We start from the raw sequence: 21,742 nt of genomic DNA on the forward strand, positions 1-21,742 counted from the left end.
TCTGTCGCTGCCACTACGGTTGGCAACGCGGGGGATGCTTGGTCGAACACGACGGGCAATGCGGCTGCCTTGGCGACGGGGGACGCCCATTGTCGGACCTTCGCGCCGCAGCGGCAAACCGCGGTGCGAGGCGGGTGCACTCAGCCGCTGCGATTGGCCGACGCGTTACGCAGCAGACTCACCGCGAAACCACCGACCAGCAAGGCGCCACCGACCAACAGGCCCCACAGCAGCCAACGCTTCCAGTCGCGCGGCGTGGCCGCCGGCTCCAGCGCGGCCTCGCCGGCCAGCGGCTGTGCCTGCGTGGCCACACGGGCCTGCGCCGGTTGCCATTGCGCGCCGCGTTCGCGTCGCAGTGCCTGCAGCATCGAGGCCAGCGGTGCGTCGGTACGTTGCGCGCGCGCACTGCCGGCGACCAGCGCATACGGCGGCTGGCCCTGGGCCAGAAACATCAGCCGTTCCGGTTGATAACCGGCGCGTAGCGTCGGCACCGCGGTGCTGCGCCCTTGCGCGGCCACCAGCCGCCACTGGCGATCGCGCACCGGGGCGGACAGCAGTTGCGGCGGCGATGCCGCGGCCGCGCCCTTGCCCAGCCGGTATGCCAACCAGGGCCCGGCACGCTGCAACCACAGCGCATCGTCGGCATCGCGACTTGCCGCGATCCATTCGACCGCTTCGGCCTGACCGCCGCCGACATCGAGTTGGGTGATCGGAAAGCGCCCCGGCAACGCATACAGCACCACTGCGTCCTGCGCGGTGCCTGGCAATTCCAGCCATTGCAACGGTGCGGACGCCGCGATGCCGTCCAGCTCCGCCTCGACTACGCGCAGGGCCGGCAACTGGCCCGACACCGGCACGATGCGCAGATAGCGTGCGCCGTCGTCGAGTGCGATGCGGCGTTGCTGCAAGCGCTGCGCCTGGTTGTCCAGCGCGATGACCGTGGCCTCGGCCGCAAGCACGCGCCAATCGCGCAGATCGTCGCTGCCTTCCACGCGCAGTTGCGCCTGCACCGGCATGTCGCCGTCCCAATCCAGCAGCAGCGCCCGCGGGCGATCGCGCAATGCGCTGGCATCGATCAACCAGCTCCCACCGCCGCCTGCAGCGGCGGCGGCACCGGTCGCAAAGCGGCCTTCCAGACGGCGCACCGCACCACTGGCATCGCGCTCGGCAATCAGTTGCAGATCGCCGTTGGCCGGCGCCGCACCGGCCGGCAAGGCAAACAGGGGCAGGCGCTGCCGACGCACCGCAGCCGCCGGTGCGGCATCCAGCGGTAACCAGGCGGTGGGCAGTTCTTCGCCACGCGCATCGATCACCGTGACATCGCGCAGCGCGGCGTCATGCGCGCTGCGGTACACCGCCGCGTTCAAGGTCAGCTGATAGATGCCGGCATCGGACCCGGTCACCTGCAGCGGCCATTGCTGGCGGTAGTCCTGCCGCACATCGGCGGCCTGCGCCAGCAGCGGCACCATCACCAGCAGCGCCCATCGCATCGCTTTCATGCCTGATCCTTTTCGACGCCGTCGTCTTCGACGGCAGTGCCTTCGGTTGCCAGCGGACGCGGCGGCGCCGGCGCCAGGTAGCCCACCACGGTGCACAACAGGCCATAGGCCATGAACGAGCCGATGCCCAGCAGATTACCCAGATGCTGGCGGTCGACCAGCACCAACTTTGCCAGCACCAGGCCCATCAGCAACGCCCCGCCCAGCCATAGCCCACGCTGCCCGCGACGCGAGCCGATCACCCAGCCCAGCACGCCCAATACGCTCCACACGATGGTGAGGCTGGTCTGCGACAAGGTGGCGCCGATCAACGCGGAATCCCACGCCACGCCACCCCAGTGATGCACGCTGTGCAAGGTGCTGCCGGTGATCAACGCCCAGCCCAGCACACCCAGCGCGGTCACGCGCCAACGCTGCAGCAATGCCGGCGCCGATGCCGACCAGGCCCAGCGCGCGAGCAATGCGAGCACCGCCAGTTGCGTCAGCTCGGCCGGATTCAGCAGCGGCAGCCATGGCAACGGCGCAGCGCTCACCGGGTCCAGCAACACCGCCAGCCAACCGATGCCCAGCACGGCGAACACGCAGCTCAGCAACGCGCTGCGTGCAGGGTCGAAGCCGGCGCCCTGCGGCCAGGCCAGCCACGGCCAACGCAACAACCCCAGCATCGCCACCAGCAGCCACGGCGCAGCCAGCAGGGCGCACCGCCAGCCATTGGCCAGCAAGAACGCATCGGCCAACCAGGCCGCACCCAACGACACCACCAACGGCCACAGCAACCACCAGATGAACTGTGCGGCCATCGCGCCAGCGCCCTGCTGCAGGCGCAGGCACCACAGCGCACGCGCACCGGCCACCGCAAACACACCCCAGGCCAGCGCCCCCCAATGCGCGAACGGCTGGGTGTGCGCCTCGCCCTGCCACACCGCCAGCGGTGCTGCCAGCGCCAGACCCGACATCACCGTCCATACCCGCGCCGTTGCGGGACGGCGGCGATGCTCCTCGGCCGCCAGCCATAGACTGAGTGCGGTAAAGCCCAGCAGCAGATCGGGTTCGCTGCGTAGATCGGCAAAGCGCAAGATCTCGTGCACACCGCACAGCGTCCACCAGCCCAGCCCCCACAGATACGCCCCCAGCGCGCGTCGCGGATGCCCGGCATCGCGCAGGAACCAGGCACTGGCGCAGCCGGCAATGGCAAGCAGCAAGGTGCTCATGCAGGTGGCATTGGCCACCGCTACCGTGTCGTCGCCCCATGCATCCACGCCGAAGGCGACACCCACTGCCGCGAGCAACTGCAGCGCCACGCCGCTGATTTGCGGGATGCGTCGCTGCTGCCGCAAGCCCAACCACAACAAGCCCACACCTTCGAGTGCGAACACGCTTGCGGTGGCACGTGCCGACAATGCCAGCGGTATCGCCAGGGTTGCGAAGCCGACCGCCAGCATCGCGTGTGCCTGGCCCAACAAGCGCGTGGAGGCGCGGCGCAGCAACCAACTGGCCAGGCCTGCGTACAACGCAGCCACCGCCACCGCGCACAAGGCCAGCGGCAACCGATCGCCTTCCAGCAGACGCGCCTGCAACGCGAAGGCCACCAGCGGCGTCCCGAACAACAGGCTGCCATCGATGAGCTTGCCTGCACTGCCGTCGCCGCGGCGCGCGTGCAATACCGGGATGGCCACATACATGGCGAAGAACAGCAACAGGAACGGCTCGGTCGAGGCGAATTTCGCAGGCGTGTACTGCAGCGCGCCCCACAACGTGCCGATGCCGAAGGTGAAGGCGAAACCCAGCAGGTTCAACACGCGCCACGGACGCATCCACGCAATCGCCACGATGCCTGCGTTGAGCACGGCGTAGTACGAAAACAGCCCAACATGATTGCCGCTGCCGGTGGACAACCAGATCGGCGCAAGAAATCCGGCCAGCACGCCCAACACCGCCAACGTGCGCGAATCCTGCACCACCGCCAGCACACACATGCCGGCAATCAGCACCACGCTGATACCCATCGCCAGACCGGCGCCGAGCAATCCATACAACTTGAAGGCAGCGAACACGGTCAACAACAAGGCGCCGATGGCGCCGCCCTGCAAGGCCAACGCAAAGCCCGGCCGCTGCTCGCGTTGCTTCCAGCCGAAGACCAGACCGGCCAAGGCGAAAACGCTGATGCCGGCCAACCGCAGCTCGATCGGCATGCGCATCCAGCCCTGGTCGCTGGCGTACTTCAACAACGAGGCCACACCGGCCAACAACACCAGCATGCCGATCTTGACGGGCACATTGCCTTCGGTGAACCAGCGCTTCACTGCACTGGCCGCGCGCGCGATCGGGCCGGGTTCGGACGGGATGTAGTGCGGTTGCTGCTGTGACTGTGGCTGCGGCTGCGGCTGCGGCTCAGCCTGCGCAGGCGCAGTGGACGAAGTCGGCACATCGCCAGCGCTACGCGCTGCCGAAGACGCGAACGCATCGGCGGGCAATGATGGCGGCATCGTCACGACAGACACCGGTGCAGCTTGCAGGTCTGCTGCGCGAGGCGAGTCGGGCTCGCCAAATACAGACACACCGACGTCAGATGCGTCTTGCTGCGGCTCCCACGCCCTGAAAGGCGTTGGCGTTGGCGAATGCACCGCCGCCGCATCTGCGGCCCCCGCCCCACTGGCCTGCCACTGCGCAAGCCGATGCTCCAGTGAATCCACGCGTCGCCGCAACCCGGCAATCCACACCAGTGCGATCACCAATCCCACCGGCAACGCAAGCAGAAACAGCACTACCAGCCCGACCATCGTTTCCAACGCAGCAACCCCCTGAGTCGGCATCCGGCCGAATGCGCGAACCATACAGGCTCAGGACGCGTCTGGGCAGCCAAGCCGGGGGGAAAGCTCTGCGACGCGATGACGTCAGCAGCTCCGGGACGCAATGGCTGCACGTACACAAGCGCGCCCAAAAAAACGCCCGGAGAACCGGGCGTTTTTAAACTTATTCGCGGTAGCCGCTGTCGTTCTTGTTATGGATGATCCAGATCAAGTTGCCGCCGGTATCCATCGACTTGCCAGCGAAGACCAGACGGCCCTGGCCCTTGTAGGCCATCTCGTACCGGTAACGGTCGCCGCCGAAGAAGAACGGAATGAACGCCTTGCCAGTCACGTACGAACCCTGGTCATTCGGCTGCCCGATCAGATCGGTCACCTGCTTCATCGGCATGCCGATCTGCAACTGGGTGAACTTGCTGCCCGGCGCAGGCTTGCCGGTGATCTCGCCTTCGTAATCGTTGACGCCCTTGACGGTCTCGCCATAGCCGGCCTCGACGTCGGACGACTTGATCACTTCACCATCGGCATTCATCCACGCCGGCGTACCGCTCTGCTTTTTCGCCGCCCAACTGTTCAACGGAGCCGAAAACGCAATCACCACACCGAGCGCCAATGCGCCCGCCAGAAATTTACTCATCGTTATGTTCTCTCGATCCATGGAGTTCCCCGATCCTTCGTACACGACACGGGAACGGCCGCCGTGCGCGCAAATTAGCGCACGTGAGCCTCTCAAAGTCCACATCTCGTACTGGCGACGAAGCGGTGACGGCGCATGTCCACATCACACTCCGACCTACAAAAAACAAAGGCCCCGGCATGCCGGGGCCCTCAAAGCGTCGCGTAAGCGCGCGATTTACTTCGCCACAACCCGCACCATTTCCAGGCACTTGTTGGAGTAGCCCCACTCGTTGTCGTACCAGGACACCAGCTTGACGAAGGTGGAGTCCAGCGCGATGCCGGCGTCGGCGTCGAACACCGAGGTGCAGGTTTCACCGCGGAAGTCGGTCGCCACAACCTTGTCTTCGGTGTAACCCAAGATGCCCTTCAGCGCGCCTTCGCTCTGCGCCTTCACTTCGGCGCAGATTTCGGCATAAGTGGCCGGCTTTTCGAGTTCGACGGTGAGGTCGACCACCGAGACGTCCGAGGTGGGTACGCGGAAGCTCATGCCGGTGAGCTTCTTGTTGAGTTCGGGAATCACCACACCCACGGCCTTGGCAGCGCCGGTGGAGGACGGAATGATGTTCTCCAGGATGCCGCGACCGCCACGCCAGTCCTTGTTCGACGGGCCGTCCACGGTCTTCTGCGTTGCAGTGGCCGCGTGCACGGTGGTCATCAGGCCGCGCTTGATGCCCCACTTGTCGTTGATCACCTTGGCCAACGGCGCCAGGCAGTTGGTGGTGCACGAGGCGTTGGAGACGATCGCTTCGCCCTTGTAGGTCTTGTCGTTGACGCCGAACACGAACATCGGGGTGTCGTCCTTGGACGGTGCCGACAGGATCACCTTCTTGGCGCCGGCGTCGATGTGCTTCTGTGCGGTTTCCTTGGTCAGGAACAGGCCGGTGGACTCGATCACCACGTCGGCGCCGACGGCGTCCCACTTGAGGTTGGCCGGGTCGCGTTCCTGGGTCAGGCGGATCTTCTTGCCGTTGACGATCAGCGTGTTGCCGTCGACCGAAACGTCGGCCTTGAAGCGGCCATGCACCGAGTCGTACTGCAGCATGTAGGCCAGGTAGTCCGGCTCGAGCAGGTCATTGATGGCCACGATCTCGATGTCATTGGCGAAGTTCTGCACCGCAGAGCGCAGCACGTTGCGGCCGATGCGACCGAATCCGTTGATGCCGACCTTGATTGCCATGTTCACTAGCTCCTGCGGCCGCGACAGCGCGGCGGATGGAAAGGGGCGACCATTCTAGCAGCGTCACTTGTGTGCAGCCGTGTTGTTGCAGGCGCCGGGGGGAATGGGGTGACGGGCGGAGCTCTACGCGTCACGCTTTGCGGGGAATTGACCCGCAGCTGCCCCCGGCCCACGGAGTGAGCGTACATGAGCGGCCACGCCACGCGTCGCAGCAATCGTGTCGGTCAATTGCCGACGACATCGCGCCAATCGGCGCTAGCGCCAACACGATCCGACACCAGTCAAAACCGCTACACCCCATATATTTCAGTCACTTAAATTTATATTCGATAGGCTGAAAAGCATATTCAACACTATGCCGAACAGCAGAATTTCGGCACTCCGTGGATTTCGATACTGGCCATGCCTGCTGAGGCACCCATTCATCACACGGAGATTCCCCATGCGTCGCACCCTGTTCTCTCTGGTTCTGGCCCTTGCTGCCACCCCGGCGCTGGCCGCTGGCGTGATGCATTACAACGCAAAGGCCACCCTGCCCGCCGATGGCGAAGCGCGCGAAGTCGCCGCGCTGTTCGATACCTGGAACGCCGCACTGGCCACTGGCAACCCCGACAAGGTGGCCGATCTGTATGCCCCGGACGGCGTGCTGCTGCCGACGGTCTCCAACGAAGTGCGCGCCTCGCGCGAGCAGATCGAAAAGTACTTCGAGATGTTCCTGACCAAGAAGCCGCAGGGCGTGATCAACTACCGCACCGTGCGTGTGCTCGATGACGACAGTGCAGTGGATGCCGGCGTCTATACCTTCACCCTGACCGATAAAGAGGGCAAGAAGAGCAACGTGCAGGCGCGCTACACCTTCGTGTACGAAAAGCGCGACGGCAAGTGGCTGATCATCAACCACCACAGCTCGGCGATGCCGGAAGTGGATGCACCCAAGGTCGCCAAGGCCAAGTAAGTGGTGGATCGCACAGGCCATCGATTGGCTGTCGCCGCCAGCACCCATGCAACCGTCTGCGTCCCTCCTCCGCCGACGGTTGTGCCAGGCACATCACGTGCTACTGGCGGTGCGCTGCACCGCTGCGACCACCCGCACCACTGCCGTCAATGCGGGTTGCTGCTGCAGCCAGCGCAACGCCGGGCGCCTGAGCACGCTGCCGGATTGATCAGGATCAAGGCAGCGGCGGCGCCAAGCCCCAAGACTTCCTCCATTCATTGCACCCAACGAGAATTCCTATGCGCATGCGCTCTACCCTCCTGCTCGCCGGCCTGGCCGCCGCTTTCGCCAGCGTCCCCGCACTGGCTCAATCCAAAGGCGACTGGACCGTTGCCGTCGGCGCCCACCAGGTCGCTCCCAAATCCGATAATGGGCGCTTGGTCGGCGGCACGCTCGAAGCGGAGGTGGGCAAGGCCATCAAGCCGACCTTTACCGCGGAATATTTCATTGCCGACAACCTGGGCATCGAAGTACTGGCCGCGCTGCCGTTCGAACACGACATCGCATTGCGCGGGCTGGGCCGCGTTGGCAGCACCAAGCATCTGCCGCCGGTGATTTCGCTGCAATACCACTTCAACAGCCAGGGCAAGCTGTCGCCGTTCGTTGGCGCCGGCATCAACTACACGCGCTTCTTCAGCACCGACACCCGCGGCGCACTGGCCGGCAGCGAGCTGGAGCTGGACGATTCCTGGGGCCTGGCCCTGCATGCCGGCGTGGACTACAAGCTCAGCGACCGTGGCGCGTTGCGCGTCAACCTGCGCTGGATCGACATCGATACCGAAGCGCGCCTGGATGGCAACCGCATCGGCACGGTCAACATCGACCCGCTGGTCTACGGCGTGGCCTACGTGCACCGGTTCTGACCCTTGGCGGCGTGGGCGGCGCTTCTCTGGCACACTTGCGGTCCAGGGACGTGAATCCATCCACCGCCGGAGTTGCGGACAGGTCGGTCACGTCGACCGCCTGTCCGACCTACCGGGGATTCCATGAACACGCTGATTCACACCGCCCTCGCCATTGCCCTGGCCGCCTCGGCCGCCCCCGCTTTCGCACAGTCGGCCAGCCACTGGACGACCGGTTACGGTGCCGGCTATGTGTCGCCCAAGTCCGACAGCGGCACTTTCGGCGGCACGCAGGCCGAGATCAAGGGCGCGCCGGCACTGTCGTTTACCTACGAATACTTCATCCGCAACAACCTCGGCATCGAAGTGCATGCCGCAGTGGCGGGCAAGCACGACCTGGAACTGCAGGGCATCGGCAAGGTGGGCAGTTACTGGTCGGTGCCACCGAGCGTGTTGTTGCAGTACCACATCAACGGCTATGGCACGGTGTCGCCCTTCGTGGGCGTGGGCATCAACTACACCACCTTTCTGGGCGAAGACACCGAGCCGACCATCGGCAGCGGCGATCTGCGCTTCGACGATTCGGTCGGTGCCACCGCACATGTCGGCGTGGATTTCATCTTCAACGAGCGCAGCGGGCTGCGCGTGGATGCGCGCTGGACCGATTCGCGCAGCAACGTCGATCTCAACGGCGCGCGGCTGGGCAAGGCGCGGATCGATCCGCTGACCTTTGGCGTGTCGTATCTGGTTTATTACTGAGCGCTGCCAGCAAAACGACTGCGCTCACCACCAGGCGGGCGCAGTCAGTGTTCGGTGCGGCATATACCGCTCGTGCACCGGGTCCTGAGCGTGCTGTCCACATCTGCCTGACCACTGCTCGCCAGGTTGTAGTCGCCGCTCCAAGCGGTGCTGGTGCCACACTGAGGCGTGGCTGTTGCCTGCCCGGGGTGGCCATCAAACCGTCCCGGACCGATGCGTACAATCAGCGGATGAAGACATTCCCCCTCTCTGCAATCGTCGTTGCGACGGCAATGGCCGCCGCGATCCACCCCACCACCGCGCTGGCCTGGGGCCCACAGGGTCACCGCCTGGTGGCGCGCATCGCCGAAACCGAACTGAGCCCGCAGGCACGTGCGCAGGTGGCGCAATTGCTGGCCGGCGAGCCGGACCCGACGCTGCATGGCGTGGCCAGCTGGGCCGACGCGCTGCGCGAGCACGACCCGGACCTGGGCAAGCGCTCCGGGCCGTGGCACTACGTCAATCTGGGCGAACACGACTGCGCGTATTCGCCGCCGCGCGACTGCCCGGACGGCAATTGCGTGATCGCCGCGCTGGATCAACAAACCGCGTTGCTTGCAGATCGCAACCGGCCGCTGGACGTGCGTCGCCAGGCCCTGAAGTTCGTGGTGCATTTTGTCGGCGACATCCATCAACCGATGCATGCCGGCTACGCGCACGACAAGGGCGGCAACGACTTCCAGCTGCAGGTCGATGGCAAGGGCAGCAACCTGCATGCGCTATGGGACAGCGGCATGCTCAACGACCGCCATCTGAGCGACGATGCCTACCTGCAACGCCTGCTGGCATTACCTGCTGCCACAGCGGTGTCTGCGGCATTGCCACCACCGGCTGCGGCGTGGGCACAGGCCTCGTGCAAGATCGCCATCACGCCCGGCGTGTACCCCAGCGCACATGTGTTGCCGCAGACCTACATCGCCACCTATCGCCCGGTCGCCGAAACGCAGTTGCGCCTGGCCGGCGACCGGCTCGCCGCCGTACTCAATGCGGCGCTGGCCAGCCCCTGACGTGGAGACGCCGATGCAGCCCCAGGTCCTTGCGTTCTTTCATGCCGCCAGCAACACCTTCACCTATGTGGTCGCCGATGCTGCCTCCGGTGCGGCGGCGGTGATCGACCCGGCGCTGGATTATGTGGCCGCTACCGGCATCATCCAGACGCATGCGGCGCAAGCCATCCTCGATGCCATCGAGCAACGCGGATGGCAGCTGCAGTGGCTGCTGGAAACCCATGCGCATGCCGATCACCTGTCTGCTGCGCAGTGGCTGAAACAGCACTGGCCGCAGGCGCGCATCGGCATCGGCGAAGGCATTCGTCATGTGCAACAGACGCTGGCACCGCAGTACGCATTGCCGGAAGACTTCCGTGCCGATGGTTCGCAGTTCGATCATCTGTTTGCCGATGACGAGCGTTTCCTGCTCGGCGGCATCGCCGCACGCGTCATCGCAGTACCCGGCCACACCAGCGACAGCATTGCGTACCTGATCGGCGATGCGCTGTTTCCGGGCGATTCGTTGTTCATGCCCGATGCGGGCACCGCGCGTTGCGACTTTCCCGGCGGCGATGCGCGCCAGCTGTTTGCGTCGATCCAGCGCATGTATACGCTGCCGGAGCGCACCCGCGTGTTCGTCTGCCACGACTACGGCCCCGGTGGGCGCGCGGTGGCGTACCAGACCAGTATCGGCGCACAGCGGCGCAGCAATATTCACGTGCGCGACGGCGTCGATGTCGAGGCCTTCGTGGCGCAGCGACAAGCGCGCGATGCCAGCTTGCCCGAACCCAAGCTGATCCGGCCGGCCTTGCAGACCAATCTGCAGGCGGGCCGCTGCGCCGGACTGGTTCCGTAGCGCGGGCGGGCTCGCCACGCGGGGCGCATCGCCCAGCCGTTATGATCGGGGACTACCCGGTGAGGAGTTCCCCCATGCGCATGATCGGTTTCTGGCAACGCGCGTTGTGCGTGCTGATGTTGGCGCTGCCCATGCTGGCGAGTGCGCAGACCGCACCGGTCACCGTATTCGCAGCGGCCAGCCTGAAAGAATCGATGGACGAGGCCACGGCTGCATACGAGAAAGCGGCCGGCACGCCGGTGCGGGTGTCGTATGCAGCGAGCTCCGCACTGGCACGCCAGATCGAACAGGGCGCACCGGCGGACGTGTTCTTTTCGGCCGACCTGGAGTGGATGGATTACCTGCAGCAACGTGGCCTGGTGCTGCCGGCGCAGCGTCACAGCCTGCTCGGCAACACGCTGGTGTTGATCGCGCCGGCCAACAGCAAGCTGCGCGTGGACCCGCGCACGCCCGGCGCCATTGCCAAGGCGCTTGGCGAGAACGGCCGCCTGGCCGTTGGCCAGACCGCCAGCGTGCCGGCCGGCAAATACGCCGCCGCTGCGCTGCGCAAGCTCGGCCAATGGGACAGCGTCAGCGACCGCCTTGCCGAATCGGAAAGCGTGCGCGCGGCATTGATGCTGGTCTCGCGTGGCGAAGCGCCGCTGGGCATCGTGTACGGCTCGGACGCACGCGCCGATGCCAAGGTCCGCGTGGTGGCGACCTTTCCCGACGACAGCCATGAGGCCATTGTCTATCCGGTTGCCGCATTGAAAAACAGCAGCAATCCCGCCACCGCCGCTTTCGTGACCTGGCTGGCGAGCAAGCCGGCCAGGACGATCTTCGCGCGCCATGGTTTTTCGCTGAAGGATTGAGGCACGCCGCTTGTCGATGTTCACCCCGGAAGAGCTGACCGCGATCGGCTTGAGTCTCAAGGTTGCGATCGTGGCGGCGCTTGCCAGCCTGCCGCCGGGTATCGCCTGCGGCTGGTTGCTGGCGCGGCGCCGCTTTCCGGGCAAGGCGCTGCTGGATGCGCTGCTGCATCTGCCGTTGGTGATGCCGCCGGTGGTCACCGGCTATGCGCTGCTGGTGGTGCTGGGCACGCAGGGGCCGGTGGGCAGCTGGTTGCTGGAACACCTGGGCATCCAGTTCGCCTTCCGCTGGACCGGCGCGGCGCTGGCGTGCGCGGTGATGGGATTTCCGCTGATGGTGCGCGCGATCCGTCTATCCATCGAAGCCACCGACCGTCGCCTGGAAGCGGCCGCCGCCACCCTGGGCGCCGGGCCGTGGCGAGTGTTCTTCAGCATCACCTTGCCGCTGGCCTGGCCGGGCCTGGTCGCCGGCGTGGTGCTTGCGTTCGCCAAGGCACTGGGCGAGTTCGGCGCCACCATCACCTTCGTGTCGAATATCCCTGGCGAAACGCAGACCTTGTCGTCGGCCATCTATGGCCTGATGCAGGTGCCGGGCATGGAATCGGGCATCTGGCGACTGGCCGGCGTGGCGCTGGCGATTTCGCTGGCAGCGTTGCTGCTGTCCGAATGGCTGGTGCGCAGGCCGCATCCGCGCGAGGAGGACTGATGCTGGATATCGATCTGCAGCTGCAACGCGGCACCTTCGAACGGCGTATCCGCATCCACGACGATGCGCGCGTGGTGGCGCTGGTGGGCCCATCCGGTGCCGGCAAGACCACGGTGCTCAACGCGATTGCCGGACTGGTGCGCCCGCATGCCGGGCATATCCGCATCGACGGGCGCTGCCTGTTCGACGCCGGGCAAGGCATCGACCTGCTCACGCACAAGCGCCGGATCGGTTACGTGTTTCAAGATGCGCGGCTGTTCCCGCACCTGGATGTGCGCGGCAACCTGCGCTACGGCCGGCATGCGCGCGGCACGGCGCCGTTCGGCTTCGAGGATGTGGTGGGACTGCTTGGCATCGCGCCGTTACTGCAACGCCGGCCGCGCAACCTCTCCGGGGGCGAGGCGCAGCGCGTGGCGATCGGCCGCGCCTTGTTGGCACAACCGGCGATCCTGCTGTTCGACGAACCGCTGTCTGCTTTGGACCAGGCGCGCCGCGAGGAGTTGATCCCGTACCTGCAGCGCGTGCGCGACGAGATTCGCCTGCCGATGCTCTACGTCAGCCACAACCCCGATGAGGTGCAGCGCATTGCCGATAGCGTGCATGTGCTGGATTGAAAGCGGCGACTAAACGTAGCAACCGCTGCAATCCCTATCGCGCGACCTTCCCGCTACGCACGCTCACCTTGCCTTGCCGCACCTCGAAGGTGAACGCGAACGACAGCGTCACCGGTACCGGCTCGATCTGGGAGGCGCCGGTGCAATCGTCCGGTGCTGCCGGTTGCGCAACCCCGGGTGCATACGTGCACATCGCGGCCGGGACGAACTGCCATCGCTGCGCGTTGGTGCGCACCGCCTGCAGCAGATCGGCATTGTCCGGCAGCAGCCCTGCCACGCATTCTTCGCGGTCGGACATCGCATCGACGCGCTGCACGCTACCGTCGGCAGCGAGGATGAGATGGGCACAGACGGTGGTCGGCGCCAGGGTCTGGCGCGGCGAATCGGCAGGCAGTACCGGTGCCTCGCTGCGCAGCGCACGCGGCATGCGAAAGCGCTGGGTTGGCGCCAGCTTATAGGGCTCGATCCTCGCGGTGCCCCCGTCATCCGGGCGCGATGGCAGCAGGCGTTGATCCACTGAATCCTCGCGCTGGCGACGTTCCTGCTCCACGCCCTGCCGGGTGGCGCAACCGCTTACAGCCAGCGTCAGGAAGACGCTGCAGACCTTGAGGGAGTTCATCGCAGCGTTCCGCGTTCAATGCATTGCGTCTTTGCGCAGCTGGCAACGCGCTCGGACTGCGCTGCAGCGTGCTGCGTTTCGGCATTGTGATCGGCACCGGCATTTCGATGCGTGACTGCGGGCGCCGGGTCTGGTGGATCCAGTTCGAATTTCACCGGCACGCGCACGTCGGACGCCACTGCGTGGCCCTGCCTGAGCGCAGGCTTGAAGCGCCAGGTGCGTGCTGCGTCGAGCACGGCTTGATCGAACACACCAGCCGGCACGCTGTGCACGATGGCGATGTTGTCGGGTGTTCCAGTTGGGCTCACCGCGATCTGTAGTTCGACAAATCCGGCAAGCTGCTCGGCAACCGCATGCGCTGGATACCTGGGCGGCTGCATGCTGCGAAAATCGGGCGCATTGCCGGGCACGGGCATGCCCTGCAGTTGCGCAGGCTGCAAAGCCCAGCAGGCGCCGCTGAGCATCAACGCCATCGCGACCACCATGCGTAGATTCCAACGCGCACGCGGTACTTCCACCGCAGGGCTCAGCAATGCAGCCACGCGTTGCGTGATGGCATGCGGCGCGGCCCAATGGCAGGCGGTCGTCGGCATCCAGCCTGCGCCACACTGGGTCTTCAGCATCGCCGTGGCGTAGCTGCGGCGCTGGCCCGGGAAGCGCGCCAGCACGGCAGCATCGCAGGCCAGTTCCTGATCCAGCCGGAACGCACGCCATGCCAGATGCATCAACGGATGGCACCAGCCGAGGCACAGCAACGTTGCGGCCAGCAGATTGGCGTGCAGATCGCCGCGACGCAGATGCAGGCGCTCATGCGCCAGGATCAGGGTGCGCTCGGCGGCGGTGTAGCGCGTGTGGAAATCCATCGGCACCACGATGCGCGGGCGCCAGATGCCCAGCGACACCGGCAGCCCCACATCGTGCGTTGCCGCCCACAGCCCGCTGCCCAGCGCATGCAACGCGCCCAGGCTGTGCACGTATTGCCGTTGTCGCCAGCAAAGCGCAACGGCCATCGCAACGGCACCGGCCAACCAGGCAGCCAGCAACTCACCCGCCCATGCGGGCTGGCTGCTTTCCAGGGTGAGCGGCAATGCAACCAACGCCGGCATCTTCGGCAACGCTGTCGCTGGCGGCGGCCCCGGCAGCAACGCTGCCAACACCGCGAGCGGCACGGCGGCCCAGATCGCGTACGCCGCTGTTGCGCCAAGCCAGGCACGCAGCGCACGACGCAGCAGCAGGCATGTCAGTAGCGCTGCGCTGCTGTACAGCGTGACGCGCAACAGCGATGGCAGGTCAAGGTGCATCGTCCAACTCCTTGAGCAGACGCTTCAATTCCGCGATGTCGGCCCGGCTGAGTTGCCCGCGTGCGCTGAAGTGGGCCACCAGTGGCGCAACCCGCCCGCCGAACAGCCGCTGCAGCAATCCTTCGCTCTGCTGCTGCACCCAGTGCTCACGCGCCAGCAGCGGTGTGTAGTGGTATTTGCGACCATGCTTTTCTGCTGCAACGGCCCCTTTGGTGAGCAGCCGGTTGAGCAAGGTCTTGATGGTCGGCTCGGCCCAGCCGGTGTGTGCCAGCGCGGCAATCACCTCTTCGGCCGCGCGCGGAGCGCCGTCCCAGAGCACCTGCATCACCACCGCTTCGGCATCACTGATCGGCATACGATTACACCCGTAATTTTTTTCGATTACGCGCGTAAACGAATCCGCTGTCAAGCACCGTTTGTCGGTGCGGTGCCACCCTCGCCGACGGATCGTCTGTCAGCGGATCGGGTTACCGGCAAATTGCACACTGACACGTAAGCCGCCCAATGTGGGCGCTTCATCCAGCTGCACGCGTGCTGCATGTACCACAGCGATGTCGTGCACAATCGACAAACCCAGCCCGCTGCCTTCTACACCGGTGCCTAGTTCGCGATGGAAGCGATGAAACACGCGGGCGCGCGCCGCTTCGGGGATGCCGGGACCGGAATCCTCCACCACCAGTGTCGGCTGCGGTGCGTTGTGCGTGCTGACCCGGATGCGGCCACCCGCCGGGGTGTAGCGCACGGCGTTTTCCAACAGGTTGCGCAGCAGCAACGACAACGCGGTTTCATCGGCGATGACCATCACCGGTTGCAGTGCCAGCTCCACGCTCTGCTGGCGTTGCACCGCCAGCGCCAGCACATCTTCGGACTCGCTCCGCACCAAGGTATCCAGGCTCACGCTGCGCTGTGGTAGCGCAGCGACCGCTTCGACCCTGCTCAAGGCCAGCAGCTGCGCAATCATGCGTTCGATGCGCAGCACATTGGCATCGAGTTGCTGCTGCGATTCATCGCGTTCCTGTGCGTTGGTGGCCAGGCGCAGGTTGGCCGCGTGCACTTTGAGCGCGGCGATCGGTGTCCGCAGTTCATGCGCGGCGTCGGCGATAAAGCGGCGTTCGCGTTCCAATCCGTCCTGAACACGGCCCATCAATCCGTTGACTGCGCGCACCAGGCCATGCACCTCGCGTGGCATATGCTGTGGCTGCAGCGGCTGCAAGCGCTTTGGGTCGCGCTCGCCGATCTCGTCGGAGACACGTACCAGCGAGCGCATTGCCCAATTCACCACGGCCCAGATCAGCAGCCCCATCAATGGCAACGCCATCAGCAGCGGCAACAACGTTCCCAGCGCGATGTCTTCGGCAAGCTCCTCACGAATATCGGCGCGTTCGGCCGATTGAAACCAGCGCCCGCCCGGCGAGCGCAGGGTGAATGTGCGCCACTGGCCATCGGCAAGGTGTACGTCTGCATAGCCGGCACGTAGCGGTGCCAGTGGTTGCGCCGGTGCGCTGTCAGAACGCAATAGCAGCGCACCGGCAGCGTTGCGCACCTGGAATGCCAGTTTGGTTTCGTAGGCATGGCCGTCGTTGAACGCCAACGCTTCGCCCACGCCTTGCGCTTGCCCATGCCATCCACGGATCACGATCGGCTCGCCTGCTCGCAGATCGTCCAGGGGTCGATCCACCAACGACAGCAGTACGCGTGCCGACTGCACGAGGCGTGCATCGAACATCTCACCGGCTTCCTGCAGCCCTGCGCGATAACTGAACCCGGCTGCGGCCAGCATCAGCAACGACAACACGCCCAGCAAGGCCAGCAACAACACACGCCGAATCGAATTCATTGCGGCGCCTGCGGCGGGGTCGCGGCGGCCTGTGCGGCCTGTTCGTCCAGTGCGTAACCAATGCCGCGAACGGTGCGGATCACGGCTGCCGACAGCTTGCGACGCAACTGGTGCACATGCACGTCCACCGCATTGCTGGCCACGTCCTCGTCCCATCCATAGAGATGTTGCTGGATACGCTCGCGCCCGATCGGCCGGCCACGCTGCTCCATCAACAGCCACAACAGGGCAAACTCGCGCCGGGTCAGATCCAGGTCGCGGCCGTGCCAGCGCACCGACATGCCGGCCGGGTCCAGCCGCAGTGCGCCGGCCTGCAATGCCGGCTGTGCGCGCCCGGCCGAGCGGCGCAGCAGGGCCCGCGTGCGCGCCAACAGTTCATTGGTGTCGAAGGGCTTGCCCAGATAATCGTCTGCACCGATATCCAGCCCAAGCGCGCGGTCGGCTGCACGCTCACGTGCGCTGAGTACCAGAATCGGCGTGTCCAGCGCACGAGCGCGTGCGGTGCGGATGACCTCGATGCCATCCATGCGCGGCAAGCCCAAATCCAGGATGACCAGATCCATGGTCTCCTCCTGTAGCGCCATCAACGCACTGACGCCGTCATGCACCCAGTCCACTGCATAGGCGGCGCGCCGCAATGCAGTGCGAATGCCCTCGCCCAGTGAGAGATCGTCTTCAACCAGCAGAATGCGCATGTGCGCCAGTCTGTAAGTCTGCTCACTGCTTGGCAAGCTGCGCCCGCACATCTGCCAGCTTGGCGGCAATTTCCTTGCGTCGGCCAGCGTCGGCAACCTGCCGGCCCTGACGTGGTGGTGCGGCAGCGGCCTTTTCGAACGCTTTTGCCGCCCCAGCCCAGTCCTTCTGGTCGCGCAGGAAGTCACCGACGAAGTAATTGCTGTCCAGTCCGTCTGGATCGATCGCCAGGCCCTGATAGAGCAATGTGCGCGCCCTGGCGTCGTCACCGAAACCGATCGGCCAGCCGGGCACCTGGTAATACAGCGCGCCCAGACTGGTGTAGGCCGCACCGTCGAGCGCGCGCGGTGCGCGCTTGATGGCCTGTTCGAAATCCGTACGCGCGCGTTTGACCTGCGCCAATGCGCCCAGACCGCCTTTTTCCCCAGCCAGACTCGAGCGCACGATGCCGTCCCAGATCAATGCCTCTGCATCGTCCGGCAAGGCATGGCACACCTGATCGGATTGCTGTGCGAGTGCTTCCAATGCGACAACCCGCTGCGGTTTTGGAAGTTGATAGGTGATCACCGCCCAGCGGTCCTGCAGCTGCGCCACCTGCGGCGACAGACCGGCCGCCCAGCCGGCGCCGGCGATCATGCACAATCCCAGCGCACTGAAGATGCGCGATTTACGGCTACTGCGGTTCATGCGAAAACTCCTGTGTGGCGGCGGTACCGCTGGGCCGCGCATGGCGACGGATGAGGTGAAGCTGTTTGCGCAAGGCGCGGTCCACCAGTTCGGGCAGTAGCCCATTGAGCCGGGCAAACAGCTTTTCCGGCCACCCCAACTGACGCCGTGCATCGCCGCGCACGATTGATTGCAATAGCGCTGCGGCCACGTCCTCGGCACGATCCACCGCGGTCCCCAGCTCCGCATTGAGCGCATCCACCGCCGCAGGATTGAACGCAGTGGCGGTGGCACGCGGCGACAGATACTGGAAACGCACGCTGGCACCGGCATGCTCGCGCGCCAGCGCTTCGAACAGACCACGCAGACCGAATTTGCTGGCGCTGTAGCCGGCAAAACCGGCAAACCCGATACTGCCGAAGGTGGAGCCGACCGCCACCATCGCTGCATCCGGCTGGCGCGCGAAGGCCGGCAACAGCGCCTGCACCAGCAGCATCGGTACGGTGAGATTCAGATGCACCACTGCGGCCAGATCCGCCGGGTCTTGGTCCTGCAGTAATCCGAAGTGGCTTTGCGCATGCGCAAGCACCAGCACCGACGGTGCCGGGCGCATCTCATGCGCACGTGCCAGCAACACCGCACGGCCCGCGTCGCTGGCCAGATCCGCGACCACCGGCACCACGCGACCGGGCGCGTGTGCGGCAGCTAGCCGCTGCAACGTCTGCTCCGTTCGCCCCACCGCGACAACGGTTGCGCCTGCCCCGACCAAGCCGGCGCACAGTGCGGCGCCGATGCCACCAGTGGCGCCGGTCACGATGACGCACTTGCCATGCAGATCCATTACGCCGCCTCCGCCAGACGCACGCCTTCGCTGCGCAAGGTGCGAAACAGATCGCCGTACAGCACGTAAAAACGCTTGGCCGCATGCACCACCGCCTGCTGGTCGAACGGGTCGTCGAGCCGGTTCATCAACGTCTCGAAAAAGCCGGCATGTTCGATATCCAGATCGCCATGCGACAACAGGTAACTGAAGGCATTGCGTGGCAATTCCAGCGACTGCGCAATGCTGTTGGCCGCACGCGTGGCCAACGCCACGCTGGTGCCTTCCAGCACCAGCACCATGCCGAAGAACCCCACCGGGTTGCCACGCTGGATGGTGTCGTAGGCGTAGCTGACCAATAGCTCGGTGGCCAGCGATGGCCCCGCTAGCACGGTCGCTTCGCGCGCCTGCCCGCACGCCACCAGATCGTCCAGGATCCATTCCTGATGGCCCATCTCCTCTTCGATGTATTCGCCGATGGCTTCGCGCAGCCATTCCAGCCGCGCCGGCAGGCGTGCGCCGCAGGCCATCAGCAGCGGTACGGTGTGCCGCACGTGGTGATAGGCCTGGCCGAGAAACGCCACGTAATCGTCGCGGGCGATGTTGCCGGCCAGTGCCGCCTGGATGATCGGCACCTGAGTCATGCGCTCGCGTTCGGCCTCGGTCTGCGCCAGCAGGGATGTGTAAAACGTCATGGAGAAATTCCTTGAGAGACGACGGTAGCCGGCGACCGGTAACTGCGATCGACGGCGGATTGATAGCGCGCGAGGATCGCGTCGCGGCGGGGGCGCCCGTTGGCCGTGAGCAGGCCCTGGAGTGCGCTGAAGGGTGCATCTGCGCGCACGAAGCGCGCCACGCGTGCGTAATCCGGCAAGCCGGCGTTGACTTCGGCCAGCGCCTTGGCGATTGCCGCGTCGTCGCTGTCGGGCCGTCGTGGCCATAGCACCGCCACGTTGTCGGCCTGCGCTTCGCCCCACACCACCGCCTGTGCAAGCAGCGGGTGTTGCAGCAATTCGCTTTCCACCCATTCGGGCGACACGTTGCGGCCGAAGGCAGTGATGAACACATGCTTGCGGCGCCCGGTGATATGCACGAAACCGTCGTGGTCCACATATCCCAGATCGCCGGTGCGTACCGGCCCCGGCGGCAATGCTTCTTCGCCCAGATAGCCGAGTGCGCGCACGCCATCGACCTGGATCTCGCCGTCGACGATCTGCACCCGTGCATGCGCCAGCACCTGACCGACACTACCCGCACGCACGGCACCGGGCCGGTTGAGGCAAACCACCGAGCCGCATTCGGTCAGGCCGTAGCCTTCGAACACCGGCAGCCCCAACGCCGCGGCACGCGCGAGCAGACTGGGGCCGATATGCCCGCCACCGACAGCGATGTAGCGCAGCGATGCCGGCAGGGCAACGCCCTGCTCGGCAGCGCTGACCAAGGCCAGCAACAACTGCGGCACCAGGATGACGCTCTCGGGTTGATACTGGTGCAGGCAGCGCAGTAGCGTCGGCACATCCAGCCCGCTGGCGCCGGTGTAGCCGATCTGCGCCAGCGACGGCAACGCCACCTGCGCGCCGGACAACAAGGTTGCGTACAGCCCGGCCACGTTCTCCAGCAAGGTGGACAACGGCATCAGGCAAAGATGCCGACGCGGTGCGATCGCAGACGAAGCATCCACCAGCGAGTCGGCAACCGTGAGCAGGCTGTCGGCGGACAGGCACACGCCTTTGGGGCGGCCGGTGGTTCCGGACGTATAGGTGATGCACGCAGTGGCTTCTGGCAAGGTGGGCAGCCCGACAACTGCAGCCACCCGCCAGAACCGCAGCGAATCGCCATGCATTGCGGGGAGCGGGCCGCTGCTGCCGGCCGGCGCGGCGGCGGCAAGGTCGGTCACCACGCATTGCGCGCCGCTAGAGGTCAGCGCGTGCAGCACCTGGGAGTCGGAGAAGAAGGTCGGCAATGGCACGTGGACGGCGTCGATCAGACGTAGTGCCAGATCCAGGATCAACCAGTCCGGGCCGTTGTCGAGCCGGCTGGCAACCCGTGTCAGCCCTGCGATCTGCATGCTCGCCGCCAACCGCGCCACCGCATCGGCCAACGCCTGCGCGCCCAGGCTCGCGGTGGCGGTCAGCACCCGCGGTGCATGGCCGTGCAAATGATCGAGCAACTCGACGAAACGTGCGCTCATGCACCTACTCCCATCTGGTACGGCATCGTCTCGATGCCAAGGCGTGCGGCCTGCGGATGCAGTGATTGCCGCGCGAGCAAAAAGGCATGGCCGGCGGCGACGTCGCCGCATACCACCTGCGGTTGCGTTGCGTAGTAGCTGCCCCAGTCGCTGTCGTCGTCGCGAAGGCGCGACTGCAACGCGGGCGCCAGTGCCAGCGGCCGCAGTTGGAGCCGATCGAAGGTATTGCGCAACCCGCGCGTTGCGGCGAACAAGACCCAGCGCACACCGGCATCGTGCAGCGCGTGGGTCATCTGCGGGATCAGCGCACGTGCGCTGCCGGCACTGATCGCCACGAAATTACCCACCTCGGCCAGGCACGAGCGTGCCACGGGCGCAGCCATGCAGGCGGCCAGCGCCGATTCGGCGGGCTCATCCAGATACTGCTCCACGAACAGACGACCGGCGCTGCCGAGCCGCATGCCTACTGCCGCCATCAGCGCACCTTCGGCATCGCGGTAGACCAGCAACTGCGGCAGAAAGCTGCGCAGTTGCGCACCGTAACGCTGCAGGTAGACCGCAGCGATGAAGCGTTCCACCTCCGGGCGCTGCGCATGCCCGACCCCGATCAGGCTGGCACTGGCAAATCCACGGCGGGAATACAAACGCGAAGGCGAGGAGGTGATCATGCAGTGCATGCTGGGCCGGCTCGATTAAGTGACCATGAGCCATGTGTTATCGAGTTGTAAGTTCTGCCGTGGCAATTCGTTGCACGGCGTCGGGTATCACCTGACAGCTGTCGGTGCCAGCACGACAGCGCTTTCGGCT

General features: G+C 65.7%; 22 protein-coding genes. 8 read left to right on the forward strand and 14 right to left on the reverse strand.

All coding sequences use genetic code 11. From position 1 onward, the window contains the following. Positions 1 to 140: 140 nt before the first annotated feature. The 4 genes from A7D16_RS02130 to gap form a co-directional block, all read right to left on the reverse strand. Positions 141 to 1,499 (reverse strand): DUF3999 domain-containing protein, encoded by a 1,359-nt coding sequence (locus A7D16_RS02130; RefSeq protein ID WP_064629389.1) that lies wholly within the window; start codon positions 1,497 to 1,499, stop codon positions 141 to 143. Further along, positions 1,496 to 4,279 carry a DUF2339 domain-containing protein gene (locus tag A7D16_RS02135; protein ID WP_374053781.1) on the reverse strand — a complete coding sequence of 928 codons (2,784 nt, stop codon included), beginning with the start codon at positions 4,277 to 4,279 and terminating at the stop codon, positions 1,496 to 1,498. Before A7D16_RS02135 ends, A7D16_RS02130 begins: the two co-directional genes overlap by 4 nt. A 193-nt stretch (positions 4,280 to 4,472) precedes the next feature. Continuing rightward, positions 4,473 to 4,943 carry a hypothetical protein gene (locus A7D16_RS02140; RefSeq protein ID WP_064629393.1) on the reverse strand — a complete coding sequence of 157 codons (471 nt, stop codon included), beginning with the start codon at positions 4,941 to 4,943 and terminating at the stop codon, positions 4,473 to 4,475. A 216-nt stretch (positions 4,944 to 5,159) separates the two neighbouring features. After that, complete coding sequence (gap, locus tag A7D16_RS02145; RefSeq protein ID WP_064629478.1) at positions 5,160 to 6,161, reverse strand: type I glyceraldehyde-3-phosphate dehydrogenase; 1,002 nt, start codon at positions 6,159 to 6,161, stop codon at positions 5,160 to 5,162. A 442-nt stretch (positions 6,162 to 6,603) separates the two neighbouring features. Here gap and A7D16_RS02150 point away from each other — a divergent pair, with 442 nt between their 5' ends. From A7D16_RS02150 to modC, 8 genes are all read left to right on the forward strand, one after another. After that, complete coding sequence (locus A7D16_RS02150; protein ID WP_064629395.1) at positions 6,604 to 7,116, forward strand: SgcJ/EcaC family oxidoreductase; 513 nt, start codon at positions 6,604 to 6,606, stop codon at positions 7,114 to 7,116. A gap of 278 nt (positions 7,117 to 7,394) precedes the next feature. Continuing rightward, complete coding sequence (locus A7D16_RS02155) at positions 7,395 to 8,018, forward strand: OmpW/AlkL family protein (protein WP_064629396.1); 624 nt, start codon at positions 7,395 to 7,397, stop codon at positions 8,016 to 8,018. A gap of 123 nt (positions 8,019 to 8,141) precedes the next feature. Further along, positions 8,142 to 8,756 (forward strand): OmpW/AlkL family protein, encoded by a 615-nt coding sequence (locus A7D16_RS02160; RefSeq protein WP_064629399.1) that lies wholly within the window; start codon positions 8,142 to 8,144, stop codon positions 8,754 to 8,756. A 272-nt stretch (positions 8,757 to 9,028) separates the two neighbouring features. Next, positions 9,029 to 9,802 carry a S1/P1 nuclease gene (locus tag A7D16_RS02165; RefSeq protein ID WP_064629401.1) on the forward strand — a complete coding sequence of 258 codons (774 nt, stop codon included), beginning with the start codon at positions 9,029 to 9,031 and terminating at the stop codon, positions 9,800 to 9,802. Between the two features lie 13 nt (positions 9,803 to 9,815). Then, on the forward strand, positions 9,816 to 10,640 hold the full coding sequence (locus tag A7D16_RS02170; protein WP_064629479.1) for an MBL fold metallo-hydrolase: 825 nt from the start codon (positions 9,816 to 9,818) through the stop codon (positions 10,638 to 10,640). 74 nt (positions 10,641 to 10,714) lie between these two features. Continuing rightward, positions 10,715 to 11,491 (forward strand): molybdate ABC transporter substrate-binding protein, encoded by a 777-nt coding sequence (modA, locus tag A7D16_RS02175; RefSeq protein WP_064629402.1) that lies wholly within the window; start codon positions 10,715 to 10,717, stop codon positions 11,489 to 11,491. 16 nt (positions 11,492 to 11,507) lie between these two features. After that, entirely contained in the window at positions 11,508 to 12,194 is a 687-nt protein-coding gene (gene modB, locus A7D16_RS02180) for a molybdate ABC transporter permease subunit (protein ID WP_015472643.1), read from the forward strand. Beyond that, the gene (modC, locus tag A7D16_RS02185; protein WP_064629404.1) at positions 12,194 to 12,808 is read left to right on the forward strand and encodes a molybdenum ABC transporter ATP-binding protein; all 615 of its coding nucleotides are present in this window, start codon (positions 12,194 to 12,196) and stop codon (positions 12,806 to 12,808) included. The genes modB and modC overlap by 1 nt, the downstream gene beginning before the upstream one ends. A gap of 34 nt (positions 12,809 to 12,842) precedes the next feature. Here modC and A7D16_RS02190 read toward each other — a convergent pair whose 3' ends face one another. The 10 genes from A7D16_RS02190 to A7D16_RS02235 form a co-directional block, all read right to left on the reverse strand. Further along, positions 12,843 to 13,427, reverse strand: a complete 585-nt coding sequence (locus tag A7D16_RS02190) for a hypothetical protein (RefSeq protein WP_064629406.1) — start codon at positions 13,425 to 13,427, stop codon at positions 12,843 to 12,845. Further along, positions 13,424 to 14,728 carry a TonB family protein gene (locus A7D16_RS02195; RefSeq protein ID WP_064629408.1) on the reverse strand — a complete coding sequence of 435 codons (1,305 nt, stop codon included), beginning with the start codon at positions 14,726 to 14,728 and terminating at the stop codon, positions 13,424 to 13,426. Before A7D16_RS02195 ends, A7D16_RS02190 begins: the two co-directional genes overlap by 4 nt. Next, positions 14,718 to 15,083 carry a BlaI/MecI/CopY family transcriptional regulator gene (locus tag A7D16_RS02200; RefSeq protein WP_064629410.1) on the reverse strand — a complete coding sequence of 122 codons (366 nt, stop codon included), beginning with the start codon at positions 15,081 to 15,083 and terminating at the stop codon, positions 14,718 to 14,720. The genes A7D16_RS02195 and A7D16_RS02200 overlap by 11 nt, the downstream gene beginning before the upstream one ends. A 99-nt stretch (positions 15,084 to 15,182) precedes the next feature. Beyond that, on the reverse strand, positions 15,183 to 16,544 hold the full coding sequence (locus A7D16_RS02205; protein ID WP_064629481.1) for an ATP-binding protein: 1,362 nt from the start codon (positions 16,542 to 16,544) through the stop codon (positions 15,183 to 15,185). A gap of 17 nt (positions 16,545 to 16,561) precedes the next feature. Continuing rightward, positions 16,562 to 17,260, reverse strand: coding sequence for a response regulator transcription factor (locus A7D16_RS02210; RefSeq protein ID WP_064629412.1), 699 nt, complete (start codon positions 17,258 to 17,260; stop codon positions 16,562 to 16,564). Between the two features lie 22 nt (positions 17,261 to 17,282). After that, entirely contained in the window at positions 17,283 to 17,945 is a 663-nt protein-coding gene (locus A7D16_RS02215; protein ID WP_064629414.1) for a hypothetical protein, read from the reverse strand. Further along, positions 17,932 to 18,765, reverse strand: coding sequence for an SDR family oxidoreductase (locus A7D16_RS02220; RefSeq protein WP_064629416.1), 834 nt, complete (start codon positions 18,763 to 18,765; stop codon positions 17,932 to 17,934). The genes A7D16_RS02215 and A7D16_RS02220 overlap by 14 nt, the downstream gene beginning before the upstream one ends. Continuing rightward, a complete protein-coding gene (locus tag A7D16_RS02225) occupies positions 18,765 to 19,439 on the reverse strand; it encodes a TenA family transcriptional regulator (RefSeq protein WP_064629418.1) in 675 nt (224 codons plus the stop codon). The genes A7D16_RS02220 and A7D16_RS02225 overlap by 1 nt, the downstream gene beginning before the upstream one ends. Next, positions 19,436 to 20,935 (reverse strand): AMP-binding protein, encoded by a 1,500-nt coding sequence (locus tag A7D16_RS02230; protein ID WP_064629420.1) that lies wholly within the window; start codon positions 20,933 to 20,935, stop codon positions 19,436 to 19,438. The genes A7D16_RS02225 and A7D16_RS02230 overlap by 4 nt, the downstream gene beginning before the upstream one ends. Beyond that, a complete protein-coding gene (locus tag A7D16_RS02235) occupies positions 20,932 to 21,579 on the reverse strand; it encodes a thermostable hemolysin (protein WP_064629483.1) in 648 nt (215 codons plus the stop codon). Before A7D16_RS02235 ends, A7D16_RS02230 begins: the two co-directional genes overlap by 4 nt. Positions 21,580 to 21,742 lie beyond the last annotated feature (163 nt).

It is taken from the genome of Xanthomonas nasturtii (assembly GCF_001660815.1).
Taxonomy (GTDB): domain Bacteria; phylum Pseudomonadota; class Gammaproteobacteria; order Xanthomonadales; family Xanthomonadaceae; genus Xanthomonas; species Xanthomonas nasturtii.